General features: G+C 32.9%; 13 protein-coding genes. 6 read left to right on the top strand and 7 right to left on the bottom strand.

Going from position 1 to position 12,433, the window contains the following annotated elements:
- The first annotated feature begins 91 nt into the window (after positions 1–91).
- The 3 genes from rpmH to FT986_RS00240 all read left to right on the top strand — a co-directional run bounded on the left by rpmH (position 92) and on the right by FT986_RS00240 (position 3,946).
- On the top strand, positions 92–250 hold the full coding sequence (gene rpmH / locus FT986_RS00250; protein WP_013071475.1) for a 50S ribosomal protein L34: 159 nt from the start codon (positions 92–94) through the stop codon (positions 248–250).
- Between the two features lie 107 nt (positions 251–357).
- The gene (gene carB, locus FT986_RS00245; protein WP_147863294.1) at positions 358–3,210 is read left to right on the top strand and encodes a carbamoyl-phosphate synthase large subunit; all 2,853 of its coding nucleotides are present in this window, start codon (positions 358–360) and stop codon (positions 3,208–3,210) included.
- A gap of 103 nt (positions 3,211–3,313) precedes the next feature.
- Positions 3,314–3,946 (top strand): T9SS type A sorting domain-containing protein, encoded by a 633-nt coding sequence (locus FT986_RS00240; protein WP_147863293.1) that lies wholly within the window; start codon positions 3,314–3,316, stop codon positions 3,944–3,946.
- Positions 3,947–3,993: 47 nt separating this feature from the next.
- On the opposite strand, the gene FT986_RS00235 is transcribed toward FT986_RS00240, so the two are convergent.
- Both FT986_RS00235 and FT986_RS00230 read right to left on the bottom strand, forming a co-directional pair.
- Positions 3,994–4,701: a DUF3307 domain-containing protein gene (locus tag FT986_RS00235; protein ID WP_147863292.1), complete on the bottom strand. Its 708-nt coding sequence runs from the start codon at positions 4,699–4,701 to the stop codon at positions 3,994–3,996.
- A 1-nt stretch (position 4,702) separates the two neighbouring features.
- Positions 4,703–5,317 carry a SatD family protein gene (locus tag FT986_RS00230; protein ID WP_147863291.1) on the bottom strand — a complete coding sequence of 205 codons (615 nt, stop codon included), beginning with the start codon at positions 5,315–5,317 and terminating at the stop codon, positions 4,703–4,705.
- Positions 5,318–5,516: 199 nt separating this feature from the next.
- Between FT986_RS00230 and FT986_RS00225 the strand changes: the two genes are divergently transcribed.
- Genes FT986_RS00225 through FT986_RS00215 form a run of 3 tightly spaced genes read left to right on the top strand, consistent with a single transcriptional unit; the run spans position 5,517 to position 8,232 of the window.
- Positions 5,517–6,815 (top strand): cytochrome ubiquinol oxidase subunit I, encoded by a 1,299-nt coding sequence (locus FT986_RS00225; protein ID WP_147863290.1) that lies wholly within the window; start codon positions 5,517–5,519, stop codon positions 6,813–6,815.
- Entirely contained in the window at positions 6,815–7,840 is a 1,026-nt protein-coding gene (locus tag FT986_RS00220; RefSeq protein ID WP_255505870.1) for a cytochrome d ubiquinol oxidase subunit II, read from the top strand. The genes FT986_RS00225 and FT986_RS00220 overlap by 1 nt, the downstream gene beginning before the upstream one ends.
- A complete protein-coding gene (locus tag FT986_RS00215) occupies positions 7,837–8,232 on the top strand; it encodes a DUF423 domain-containing protein (protein ID WP_147863289.1) in 396 nt (131 codons plus the stop codon). The genes FT986_RS00220 and FT986_RS00215 overlap by 4 nt, the downstream gene beginning before the upstream one ends.
- Positions 8,233–8,706: 474 nt before the next feature.
- Here the strand turns inward: FT986_RS00215 and FT986_RS00205 are convergent, their stop codons facing one another.
- The 5 genes from FT986_RS00205 to FT986_RS00185 form a co-directional block, all read right to left on the bottom strand.
- Positions 8,707–9,096 carry a hypothetical protein gene (locus FT986_RS00205; RefSeq protein WP_147863287.1) on the bottom strand — a complete coding sequence of 130 codons (390 nt, stop codon included), beginning with the start codon at positions 9,094–9,096 and terminating at the stop codon, positions 8,707–8,709.
- A 73-nt stretch (positions 9,097–9,169) separates the two neighbouring features.
- Positions 9,170–9,712: an acyl-CoA thioesterase gene (locus tag FT986_RS00200; protein ID WP_147863286.1), complete on the bottom strand. Its 543-nt coding sequence runs from the start codon at positions 9,710–9,712 to the stop codon at positions 9,170–9,172.
- A 130-nt stretch (positions 9,713–9,842) separates the two neighbouring features.
- Positions 9,843–10,208 carry a 6-phosphogluconate dehydrogenase gene (locus FT986_RS00195; protein ID WP_147863285.1) on the bottom strand — a complete coding sequence of 122 codons (366 nt, stop codon included), beginning with the start codon at positions 10,206–10,208 and terminating at the stop codon, positions 9,843–9,845.
- Between the two features lie 12 nt (positions 10,209–10,220).
- The gene (gene rmuC, locus FT986_RS00190) at positions 10,221–11,594 is read right to left on the bottom strand and encodes a DNA recombination protein RmuC (protein ID WP_147863284.1); all 1,374 of its coding nucleotides are present in this window, start codon (positions 11,592–11,594) and stop codon (positions 10,221–10,223) included.
- Between the two features lie 56 nt (positions 11,595–11,650).
- Positions 11,651–12,433, bottom strand: coding sequence for an ABC transporter ATP-binding protein (locus FT986_RS00185; protein WP_147863283.1), 783 nt, complete (start codon positions 12,431–12,433; stop codon positions 11,651–11,653).

The following is a 12,433-nucleotide window of genomic DNA, read 5'->3' as shown; positions in this document are numbered from 1 at the left end:
AAGTTGTTGTATATTTGCCCGCAGTTTAAAAAGCATAACTGCTTTGGTAATTATAAATAAGATATTCAACGAAGATTAAAGATATTTTAAGATGAAAAGAACGTTTCAACCCTCGAAGAGAAAAAGAAAAAACAAGCACGGTTTTAGAGAACGTATGGCAAGTGTAAACGGACGCAAAGTGCTTGCGAGAAGAAGAGCTAAAGGTAGAAAGAAACTTTCTGTATCTTCAGAAAATAGACATAAACACTAATGGTTTTTATTAGTTGTTAAATATAAAGGTGTTACCATTACGTAACGCCTTTTTTTATACCCAAATCTAACGTATTTTTACAAGTATCATAAATTCAACCCTTTGTAATGCCTAAAAATAATAACCTTAAAAGTATTTTAATTATAGGTTCTGGCCCAATCGTTATTGGTCAAGCCTGTGAATTCGATTATTCAGGAACTCAAGCTTTACGATCATTAAGAGAAGATGGAATAGAAACTATTCTTATTAATTCTAATCCAGCAACTATCATGACCGATCCTACAATGGCCGATCATGTATATCTAAAACCTTTAACTACAAAATCTTTAATTGAGATTTTAAAAGAACATCCGCAAATTGATGCCGTTTTACCTACAATGGGAGGACAAACAGCATTAAACCTTTGTATAGAAGCTGATGAGAAAGGAATTTGGAAAGATTTTGATGTAAATATTATCGGAGTTGATATTAATGCCATTAATATTACTGAAGATAGGGAGCAGTTTAGAGAATTAATGACCAAAATAGGTGTCCCAATGGCACCACAGGCAACGGCTACCTCTTTTTTGAAGGGTAAAGAAATTGCACAAGATTTTGGTTTTCCTTTAGTAATTAGAGCTTCTTACACTTTAGGAGGAGCAGGAGCAGGAATTGTTTACAAAGAAGAAGATTTTGATGAAATATTAACTAGAGGTCTTGAAATATCACCAATTCACGAAGTGATGATTGATAAGGCGATGATGGGTTGGAAGGAGTATGAGTTAGAACTTCTACGTGATAAAAATGACAATGTTGTTATTATTTGTACCATAGAAAATATGGACCCTATGGGAATCCATACTGGAGACTCTATAACGGTAGCTCCTGCTATGACATTAAGTGATGCCACTTTTCAGAAAATGAGAGATATGGCGATCAAAATGATGCGTAGTATTGGAGATTTTGCAGGAGGATGTAACGTTCAATTTGCGGTAAGTCCAGATGATAAAGAAGATATTATTGCTATTGAGATTAACCCACGTGTGTCTCGTTCTTCCGCTTTAGCTTCAAAAGCAACAGGATATCCTATTGCAAAAATTGCAGCAAAATTAGCGATTGGTTATAACTTAGATGAGTTAGATAATCAAATTACAAAATCAACTTCGGCTTTATTTGAGCCAACTTTAGATTATGTAATTGTAAAAATTCCTCGTTGGAATTTTGATAAGTTTGAAGGATCAGATCGTACTTTAGGACTTCAAATGAAATCTGTAGGTGAAGTGATGGGTATTGGGCGTTCTTTCCAAGAAGCTTTACAAAAAGCTACACAATCTCTTGAAATCAAAAGAAATGGATTAGGAGCCGACGGGAAAGGATACAAGGATTACGATCAGATTATTCAAAAGCTTACTTACGCAAGTTGGGATCGTGTATTTGTACTTTATGATGCCATCCAGCTTGGAATTCCGTTAAGCAGAATACACGAAATCACTAAAATAGATATGTGGTTCTTAAAGCAATACGAAGAACTTTATACACTAGAAAAAGAGATTTCTAATTATACGATAGAAAATCTTGGTAAAGACTTGTTGCTAGAAGCAAAACAAAAAGGATTTGCAGATCGCCAAGTAGCTTATATGCTAGGATGTTTAGAAAGTCAGGTTTATAATAAAAGGGACGAACTTCAAATCAATAGAGTTTATAAATTAGTAGATACGTGTGCAGCCGAATTTAAAGCGCAAACACCATATTACTACTCTACTTTTGAAAATCAAGTGCAGCGTGCAGATGGAACGGTATATACCGATAATGAGAGTCACGTAACCGACAAGAAAAAAATTATTGTATTAGGTTCTGGGCCTAACCGAATAGGACAAGGAATCGAGTTTGATTATTGCTGCGTTCACGGTGTTCTCGCTGCCGCGGAATGTGGCTATGAAACCATCATGATTAACTGTAATCCTGAAACTGTTTCGACCGATTTTGATATCGCCGATAAACTTTATTTTGAACCTGTATTCTGGGAGCATATTTACGACATTATTCGTCACGAAAAACCAGAGGGTGTAATCGTTCAGCTTGGTGGTCAAACCGCCTTAAAGCTTGCTGAGAAATTAGATCGATACGGAATAAAAATTATGGGAACCAGCTATGAAGCATTAGATTTAGCTGAAGATAGAGGAAGTTTTTCTACCCTATTACAAGAAAACGATATTCCTTATCCAGAGTTTGGAACAGCAGAGAATGCAGACGAGGCTTTAGCTTTAGCAGATGAGTTAGATTTTCCAATCTTAGTACGTCCTTCATACGTGTTAGGAGGTCAAGGAATGAAAATTGTTATTAATAAACAACAATTAGAATCTCACGTAGTAGATCTTCTACATAGAATACCTAATAACAAATTATTATTAGATCATTACTTAGACGGAGCCATTGAAGCTGAAGCAGATGCGATTTGCGACGGAGAAAATGTGTACATTATAGGTATTATGGAGCATATAGAACCTTGCGGAATACATTCTGGAGACTCTAATGCATTGCTTCCACCTTTTAATTTAGGTGATTTAGTACTTCAGCAAATAAAAGATCATACCCATAAAATTGCTTTAGCATTAAAAACTGTAGGTTTAATCAATATTCAATTTGCGATCAAAGATGAAAAGGTTTACATCATAGAAGCCAATCCAAGAGCTTCTAGAACTGTACCTTTTATTGCAAAAGCTTATGGTGAACCTTACGTAAACTATGCTACTAAAGTGATGTTAGGAGAGAAAAAAGTAACTGACTTTACTTTTAATCCGCAACTTAAAGGCTATGCGATTAAACAACCGGTATTTTCTTTTAATAAGTTCCATAATGTAAATAAGCAATTAGGACCAGAAATGAAAAGTACTGGGGAAAGTATCTTATTTATAGATAGTTTAAAAGATGACGATTTTTACGACTTATATGCGCGTAGAAAAATGTATTTAACAAGTTAAAATTTTAACTTCAATTTTTTTTGAAAGTGCTTCTTTTTTAGGGTTTTACATGTAGAATCAAAAAAAAGAAGTACTTTTGTTTTTTATAATTCATTCTATTATTATGAAGAAAAAAATACTTTTTAGCTTAAGCTTTTTACTGTCATTTTCTTTTTTTGCACAAACCACCCAAACTATTCATATTGATTGGGGCATAGGTTCTACACCTAATGTACCTGAAAGTCAATCCAATCATACCAATAAAACAATTGAGGTGGGAGATACGGTAATTTGGACTTGGACAGATACTCAAACACATAATGTACATAATCAATCTGGTTCAAAAGAGAACTTTGATAGCGGATTGTTATCGGGAGTTGGTACTACTTTTTCTTATACTTTTACAGAAGAAGGAATTAACGGTTATCAATGTGATCCCCATGCAAGCAGTATGTTTGGCACAATTACAGTCGTTCCAGATGGTAGTTTAGCGGTAGATGATTTAAGTTTTAAAAATACTATCTCGGTTTATCCAAATCCATCTTCAGAATTGAACTCTAATTTGAACATACAACTACCTAAAATGCGTAGTGGTTTAAAGCTTGAAGTTTTTAATATTTTAGGTAAGAAAATTTATTCCACTAAAATCGATCAAATATCTAATACAGTAAAAATTTCTTCTTGGAATTCGGGAGTCTATCTTTTAAAGATTTTTGATGATAAAATGACGATTACAAAGAAGTTTGTGAAAAACTAAATTTCAGTTTATTGTATATATAATAAAGCTCTTTTTAAGGGCTTTTTTTATACCCAAAAGCGTAATCCATTTATTAAAAGTGCTATGCCAATAGCAATTCCAAAACTTAGTAAAGTACCAATAAGAATGTACTCGGTGAGTTTTCTGTCTTTAGATTGGGTAAGGTCGCTAAAGCGGAAAATAGATTTGGCGGCAATTAAAAATCCTACTCCTTCCCAATGATTGGTGATAATAAAGATATACACCAAAAGACGTTCTAAAATGCCTATATATTTTCCTGCATTGTTAAGCGATTCATCTTCTTCAATTTCAGTTTTTGGAGTGTATACAGAAATAATAGTTTTAATACTAATAGAGGCTGGGTTGGTTACTAAAAATGCACCTAGTAAGTAAAGCCAAAACTCTGTAGGAACTTCTATTACCTCAATGGTTTCTGTAAAAAGAAGAACAATAAACCCTATGACAAGGATATGTAGAGCTTGATCTATAAAAAACAACAATCGATTGTTTCTTCCATTCTGTAAAAGAAGTTTACTTGCGTCTATGACCAAATGGCTAATCCCAATAATTAGGGGAATATACCATAAACTTAAATCCCATATAAATAGAAAGCTGAGAGCAATATGTATAAGTATGTGAAAATAAAGCTTGGGTGAAGCTAATTTTCTGCGTTCCTTATCTTTTACCCAGCTGTAAGGTTGAAAAAGAAAATCTCCTAAAAAATGCGCGAATAAGAGTTGAAGGGCCAATAGCATATTATAAAATAGATTTTATTTTTAAAGAAAATACTTCATTGAACGCCTTTAGTTCTTCTAAATAAGCTCTTTTTTGTCGTTCACTAATTGTGTTTTGTTTGATACCAATTAATTTCCCTAATTCTTGCTGATTCAATTCAGGGTTTTCAATAGTTAATTGAACTACTTCAGCCGAATTTACTGTCCAGTTATCCATAGCAATTAATGCAAGCTGAAAATAGGTATTTAATTCTTTATCTAAAAACGGACTACTAGTTTTTATGGCGAGATTAGTTTTCTCTTTTTTCAAATTCTCAAAGATTTCTCCAGAATTCACAAAAGCGGACCCATTAGATTCACTCAAGTTTTCTGTAGAAAATGTCTTTTCACCTAGTCCAATAGCTATTCTTACATTTAAGTTTTTTACGGTTTTAATTACAGCTTTAAGATAGACTGTAGACCAAAAAACTTGTGAAGGGTCTTCTATTTCTACCTGAAAACTATCTCCTCTAAAAATTTCCCATAATGATTTTTTAGGCTGAATAATTTCGAGTGCATAGCGTAACTTACTTAAATACTCCTCTGGATTGTGCTTCTTTCTAGATGCTACAATATCTCCTGTTATAATACTAGTCATAAACAAATATCGTTCTTTTAAACGATATATGCAAATATCGTCTTTTTAAACGATAAATGTAATTATCGCGTTATTAGGCGATGATAAAGAAGTAAGCAATTCCGCGAAAGCGTTAAAATTACAGATTTTATAAAAGATTAAAAAGGCTATATTTTTTAGCTGTTGTATCTTTGTAAAGAGCAATTAATCTTACTTTACTATGGAAAATTTAGAGGCAGCAAGACTCCAAATGGCACTAACATTAATTTTTCATATTGTCTTTGCTTGTATAGGCATGGTGATGCCTTTTTTTATGGTCATTTCGCACTACAAGTGGCTCAAAACAAAAGATGAAATTTATTTAAAGTTAACTAAAGCCTGGCAAAAAGGGGTAGCAATTTTTTTTGTGACAGGAGCTGTTTCGGGTACAGCGCTTTCATTTGAATTAGGTTTATTATGGCCAGGTTTTATGGAACATGCAGGTCCGATTATTGGGATGCCTTTCTCTTTAGAAGGAGCAGCTTTTTTTGTAGAAGCTATAGCTTTAGGATTTTACCTTTACGGATGGAACAAATTACCCGAAAAATTTCATTGGTTTACAGGAGTGATCATAGGAATCTCTGGTGTTCTTTCAGGAATATTAGTCGTTGCCGCCAACTCTTGGATGAACGCACCGTCTGGCTTTGATTATAAAGACGGAGTTTTTAGTAATATCGATCCTATAAAAGCAATGCTTAATGAAGCTTGGTTCACTCAAGCGCTACATATGACACTTGCAGCATTTGTTGCCACAGGTTTTGCTGTAGCAGGAATTCATGCATATCAAATTTATAAGGGAAGAAATAAGCCGTTACATAAAAAGGCCTTTCATATAGCAATTTCATTTGCAGCCGTAGCAGCTATACTGCAACCTATAAGCGGAGATCTTTCTGCCAAAGATATTGCAGAAAGGCAACCTGCAAAATTAGCAGCCCTAGAAGCGCATTATGAAACCAAAAAGGGAGTACCGCTATATATTGGAGGAATTGTAGATGAAGAAAAACGAGAAGTGAATTACAAAATAGAAATTCCTAATGCCTTATCATTTTTAGCTTTTGGAGATTTTGATGCAGAAGTAAAAGGCTTAAATGATTTTCCTATAGAAGATCAACCTCCAGTCGCTATTGTTCATTATGCATTCCAAATCATGGTAGGCATAGGGACATTATTGGCACTAGCCGGGTTGCTTTATTTCTTAAGTGCCAAATGGAAACATTGGAGAGTTAAAAAAAGATTTTGGTTATTTTTTACACTATTAACTCCTTTAGGTTTTATAGCTTTAGAAGCGGGGTGGATTGTGACCGAAGTAGGAAGACAGCCTTGGATAATCCATAATGTAATGAGAACCAAAGATGCTGTAACACCCATGCCAGGTATTTTTTACAGTTTAATTACATATTCTTTCATTTATGTACTGCTTACTTTTGTGGTAAGTTGGTTAATGATAAGACAGATTAATGCTTTAAATAACGAGGAATAATGATGTTAAGCGTAGTTTTATTTTTTTTATTTTTCTCCTTATTCCTATACGTGCTTTTAGCTGGAGCTGATTTTGGAGCAGGAATTATAGAGTTATTCTCTTCAAGAAATCAACAGGAGAAAACAAAAAAAACAGTCTATAGAGTAATGGGTCCCATTTGGGAAGCTAACCATATTTGGATTATTATTCTTATTGTAATCCTATGGGTTGCTTTTCCTGTATATTATCAAATATTTGTAGTGTACTTACACATTCCAATTACGCTCATGCTTTTAGGGATTACCATGCGCGGACTCGCATTTATATTTAGACATTATGATGCGGTAAAAGGGAAGTCTCAAGTTTGGTATAATGGGATGTTTAAGATCGCAAGTGTAGTAACTCCATTTTTTTTAGGGATGATTTTTGGCGGATTAGTAGGTGGAAATATTCAATTATTTGAAGAAGGAACCAATCAAAGCTTTGCAGACATTTACATAAAAGGGTGGCTTAATCCTTTTTCAATTCTTGTAGGCTTATTTTATGTCGCTTTATGTGGATTTATAGCTGCAAACTTTTTAATTGGTGAAGCTGATGAAAATAATGAGTTAGAGAACTATAGAAAAAAAGCAAGCGTAGCTACCATAGTGCTTGTATTTTTTGGCTTTTTAATTTTAGGATACGGTTATTGGAAAGAAGTTGCTTTTGTACAGGATTTTATACACAATCCTATATCGATAATTGCCATAGGTTTATCGGCTTTATTTTTAATTCCTTTGTGGATGATGATAAAAAGAAAGCAAAAAAAGTGGACAAGAATTTTAGCTGGCTTTCAAGTGTTTTTCGTAATCGCAGCAGCAATGACAGTTCATTTTCCCCATATAATTATAACTTCAACCAAAGAATATAGCATTCTTGAGGGAGTAGCACCAGACAGTGTTATTACAAGTTTAGGAGTTGCACTATTAATAGGAGGTGCTATAATCTTACCTGGACTTTTTCACCTTATGCGTTCCTTTCAATTAATAAAACTATTTAAAAAATGATCAAAGAAATTACACTAATTGTAGCTGCTTTATATGGTGGATTAGCAATTATATTAGGAGCTTTTGGAGCTCACGCACTAAAAAAAATATTTACTCCAGAACAAATTGCAAGTTTTGAAACTGGTGTAAAATACCAAATGTATCACGCTATAGTACTTTTAATTATAGGGACTCAGCTTCCTTTGGTAAACTCTTTAGAAGTAGTAATGGTGTGGTTATTTATTATAGGAACTCTTTTATTTAGTTTTAGTATTTATGGCCTTTGTATTTCTTCCGCTAAGGGAAATAAAATAAAAATTTTAGGTCCAATTACTCCTTTGGGTGGTTTATTATTAGTTGCAGGTTGGGTCTGTTTGCTTATTTACTTTATTTCTTATGGAAAATTTATATAGATATAAGAGTTTTAAGACTTTATTAAAATTCGTGTAAAATATAATGATAGTAAAAAGCAAAAGCTGATGATGCTTAGGTTAACCGAGGCACGAATAACCCATTTTTGTTTTGAATGATCTTGTTTTAAATGTCTAGTGATTAAAACAGCTAAACTCATAATTAAAAACCATACACTAAATAAGAAAGATGTTGATCCCTTAAAAATTAGGGTAACCATATCGTGTATCAACCCGCAGAAAAGAAAAGTAAATATTAAAGAAATCGGGACGGGAAAGATACTTTTAAGGGGTTTAAAAATAAACTTCCCTAAATAATATCCAAATATGGGATTCCAAAAATTCCAAAAAGTAGAGAAATTTATAGCTCCAAAGGATTTATAAAGATTGTATCTCAAAGACTTGGGGTTTCCTATTGAAACCCCATTCCTTTTTTTTACATATTCCGATAAAGTCATTAAATAAATTCAATTAAATCTATCGACTAAGTTCTAAAATTTGAACGTTATCACTTCCATCTGTAGATTTCCAAACTTGTTTTTTGCTTTTGTCGCTTACAATGATCCAAGTTTTATTTAAAGCAGATTTATCTTTCTTATCGCCACTTTTTATAATCACGTAGCCTTCTTTCATTTCATAATTAAAGCCGCTTTCGTCTTTAAAATCATTTTGAAAAACATTATAATTTATATTCTTACTTCCTGTACCATTTTTTTTAAACTCGATGGTACCAATGTTTTGCGAAGTTGTATTTTGACCTTTGCTATTAATAACCTCATACTTGTCAATATTCCATTGATTCACAAGATTCGGTGCACAACTAAAAAGACTTATAGATACGAGTAATAATAATAATTTTGTTTTCATAGTATAATTTTGTTTTCCCAGAATATAAGGAAAATACAAAGGCAAGTCAATGATCTTAGCAGAGGTTTAACTTTTACACGATTTGTACTCTGTAAGAGCTAAATTCTTCTAAGTATTTTTCAGAAGAAAAGTCGGTTTCATTAAACTCATCACTTCTATGACGCTTTATTTTAATACGTTTAACCGATTTTAAAAAGCGTCTTTTCTCATTCTCATCTTCCAATATAAGTCCAGGTATTTTAACGCTATCGCCATTTTTATCTTTCGCCACCATAGTGATGTAGGATGAGTTACAATGCTTAACATCTCCTGTTTGAATATTTTCTGCTTCTACTCGAATCCCAATCACCATCGATGTGTTTCCTACATAATTAACCGAAGCTTTCATGGTGACTAATTCACCAATATCTATGGGGCGCAAAAAATCTACGGTATCTACACTTGCAGTCACACAATATTCTCCGCTATGCTTAGAGGCACAAGCAAATGCTATTTGGTCTAAAAGTGATAATACGTAGCCTCCGTGAATTTTTCCATTAAAATTAGAATGGGAGGGAAGCATCAATTCAGAAATCGTGACTTGAGATTCTTTAACCGTTTTAAATTCTTTAGTCATGTAGTATAATTTTTATTTGGGCGCATCCCTAACGGGTCGGGCTTTACGCTATATCTTTTTTGCAATTTTTGCACCAGCAAAAATGCAAAAAAGGATGTCGCTTCAATCCCTTGCGCTAGTCTTTTTAATATTATCTTCTAAAATGTGGAGATTGAGAAAGTTCTACTTTATTGATAAAATATTTAGTATCTCCCCAAAAAATAAAAGTACCGTATCTTTCCACGTAAGTGAGCTTTACATACTCACCCTGATATTGATTAAGCTTTTCTATCACCTCTTCATTTTTATCTAAAACCGAAAAACTGAAAATTTGCGCTCCACTAATCCCCTGACTAATTTCACCTTCCCACGTTTTTACCATAACACCTCGATTACTAAACTTTATAAGTTCACCAGCCCTAGTTCCTTCACTGTAAGGAACAAAGTATACAAAAGAGTAAAAAGCAATCGCGACCACCGCAATGGCTAATAATATATAAATAAGTATTTTTTTCATAATAAATAAAGATTAAACTTCATCCTCTTGGGTATGACTAATTAGTTGTTGATCTATTTGCTTACTTGCTTTAGCCCCTAATTTTTTTAATTTTTCTACGCGCCTAATTAGATTTCCTTTACCTGTTAATTTTTTCATAGCATTATCATAACTACCTTGAACCGTGCCTAGTTGACGACCTATTTTTAAAAGCTCGTCGGTTAGATTGGTAAAAGAATCATACAAAGCACCTGCTTGTGTAGCAATTATGATCGCATTTTGTTTTTGCTTTTCATTTTGCCACATACTATCAATAGTTTTTAAAACTGCTAATAAGGTGGTAGGCGTAACAATAATAATATTTTTATCAAAGGCATCACTATACAACTGAGGATATTCATTAGAAGCTATAGCAAACGCCGCTTCAATAGGGATAAACAGCAATACAAAATCTGGACTTTCCATTTGGTAGAGTTGATGATAATTCTTTTTACTTAACTCATCTACTCGATTTTTTATGGCAATTAAATGATTTTTAAGGTGGGTAGATTTATGCTCTTCCCCTTCATTTATATAGCGTTCATAGGCATTTAGAGAGACTTTAGCATCGATAATCATTCTCTTTTCACCTGGTAATTTTATTACCACATCTGGCATAACTCTTTTACCTTCTGAAGTGTGAAAACTTTGCTGAACAAAATATTCAGCGTCTTTTTGAAGTCCGCTACGTTCTAGCACACTTTCTAAAATCATCTCGCCCCAATTACCCTGCATCTTTGTATCTCCTTTTAAGGCTTTGGTAAGGTTGGTTGCTTCCTCACTTATTTTCAAATTCTGTTCGTTAAGAAATTGAAGTTGTTTACCTAATTCGGCGTGTCTTTTAAGAGAGTTTTCGCTATTTCGATCTACTTTTTCTTCAAATACTTTAATTTTTTCCTGCAACGGATTTAAAATATTTTGAATATTCTCTTTGTTTTGAAGTGTAAATTTTTCAGATTTTTGTTCTAAAATTTTATTGGCCAAGATTTCAAATTCTTTACTGAATTTTTCTTGTAACTGTTCTACCTCACTTTTTTGCTCTTCGTTTCGGTGTCTTAGGTTTTCGAACTCTACATTTTTCCGCGTAAGCTCATTTTTAAAAAACTCTTTTTCATTTCTTATCTCTTCTCGGTCTCTAGAAACTTCTTTTATCTCTTTTTGCATTTCTGTTTTGAGCTCTAGAAAGTAAGTTTCAGATTTTTGTTGCTGTTCTTTTAACGAAAGGGATTCAAGTTCTTTTTGTTTAGAAAAAGCTTCTAGATTTTTAATCTGTTTACTACTTTTTAAGTGCTTAATGAGAAAGCCAAGTATAATTCCGCTAAGGAAAATAAAAATTGTAGAAACAATAAAAAGTGTAGGTTCTTGCATAAATCAAGGTAAATGATATCTCAAATATACATATTAGCAAGGCTAAGTTAAAAAACTTAACTTTTAATTTTAAAGCTTTTGCTTATTGAATCAAATTGAATAAGGTCACTTGGGAAAAGGTGCTCTAAGTGCTTTTCTTTGATAAGATTCTCGGGAGTTTGTTGAATAACTTTTCCGTTATTAACGAGAATAATTTGATCACATAATTGTAAAGCTAAATCAATTTCGTGAGTAGCAAATACAATGGCTTTTTGAGTAGTTTTTGAAAGTTTTTTGAGCATTTTTAAAACAAATGCTTTGTGATATAGGTCTAAATGGGTGGTAGGTTCATCTAGCATAATTAAAGGTGTGTTTTGAGCTAAGGCTCTCGCTAACATCACTTTTTGAAGCTGACCGTCACTAAGATTGCTACATTTTTTATGTGCTAAATCTTGTAATGCAATTAGGTTTAATGCATTTTGAACAGCAACTTTATCTTTAGAGGTTAAAATACCTAACCAATTAGAGTAAGGCTGTCTTCCTAACGAAACCAACTCTTCGACGCTTAAGTTTTTGGAAAAATGAGTTTCGGTTAAAACAATACTTATTTTTTCTGAAATTTCTTTAGCAGAAATATTCTCTATAGCGACCTCTTCTAAAAATACATTTCCAGCAATAGGCGTCAACTCCTTAATAATGGTCTTAAGCAATGTCGATTTTCCTGAACCATTAACGCCAATAACGGCTACCAATTCCCCTTTTTTTATATTTAATTCAATATTTTGTGCAACTACTTTATCCTTATAGCCGATACTAAGGTGTCGAGTAGATAAAATTGTTTTTGCTTCTTTATTTTTCAT

Source organism: Mesonia sp. K4-1, from assembly GCF_008017825.1.
Taxonomy (GTDB): Bacteria; Bacteroidota; Bacteroidia; order Flavobacteriales; family Flavobacteriaceae; genus Mesonia.
Note: the sequence above shows the minus strand (reverse complement) of the source record. Positions and strands in the feature narration are given on the sequence as shown.

What these genes read in the sequence shown, in the direction of transcription:
- rpmH (WP_013071475.1), top strand. Translation starts at nt 92, where the DNA reads ATGAAAAGAACGTTTCAACCCTCGAAGAGAAAAAGAAAAAACAAGCAC.
- carB (WP_147863294.1), top strand. Translation starts at nt 358, where the DNA reads ATGCCTAAAAATAATAACCTTAAAAGTATTTTAATTATAGGTTCTGGC.
- FT986_RS00240 (WP_147863293.1), top strand. Translation starts at nt 3,314, where the DNA reads ATGAAGAAAAAAATACTTTTTAGCTTAAGCTTTTTACTGTCATTTTCT.
- FT986_RS00235 (WP_147863292.1), bottom strand. Translation starts at nt 4,701, where the DNA reads ATGCTATTGGCCCTTCAACTCTTATTCGCGCATTTTTTAGGAGATTTT.
- FT986_RS00230 (WP_147863291.1), bottom strand. Translation starts at nt 5,317, where the DNA reads ATGACTAGTATTATAACAGGAGATATTGTAGCATCTAGAAAGAAGCAC.
- FT986_RS00225 (WP_147863290.1), top strand. Translation starts at nt 5,517, where the DNA reads ATGGAAAATTTAGAGGCAGCAAGACTCCAAATGGCACTAACATTAATT.
- FT986_RS00220 (WP_255505870.1), top strand. Translation starts at nt 6,815, where the DNA reads ATGATGTTAAGCGTAGTTTTATTTTTTTTATTTTTCTCCTTATTCCTA.
- FT986_RS00215 (WP_147863289.1), top strand. Translation starts at nt 7,837, where the DNA reads ATGATCAAAGAAATTACACTAATTGTAGCTGCTTTATATGGTGGATTA.
- FT986_RS00205 (WP_147863287.1), bottom strand. Translation starts at nt 9,096, where the DNA reads ATGAAAACAAAATTATTATTATTACTCGTATCTATAAGTCTTTTTAGT.
- FT986_RS00200 (WP_147863286.1), bottom strand. Translation starts at nt 9,712, where the DNA reads ATGACTAAAGAATTTAAAACGGTTAAAGAATCTCAAGTCACGATTTCT.
- FT986_RS00195 (WP_147863285.1), bottom strand. Translation starts at nt 10,208, where the DNA reads ATGAAAAAAATACTTATTTATATATTATTAGCCATTGCGGTGGTCGCG.
- rmuC (WP_147863284.1), bottom strand. Translation starts at nt 11,594, where the DNA reads ATGCAAGAACCTACACTTTTTATTGTTTCTACAATTTTTATTTTCCTT.
- FT986_RS00185 (WP_147863283.1), bottom strand. Translation starts at nt 12,433, where the DNA reads ATGAAAAATAAAGAAGCAAAAACAATTTTATCTACTCGACACCTTAGT.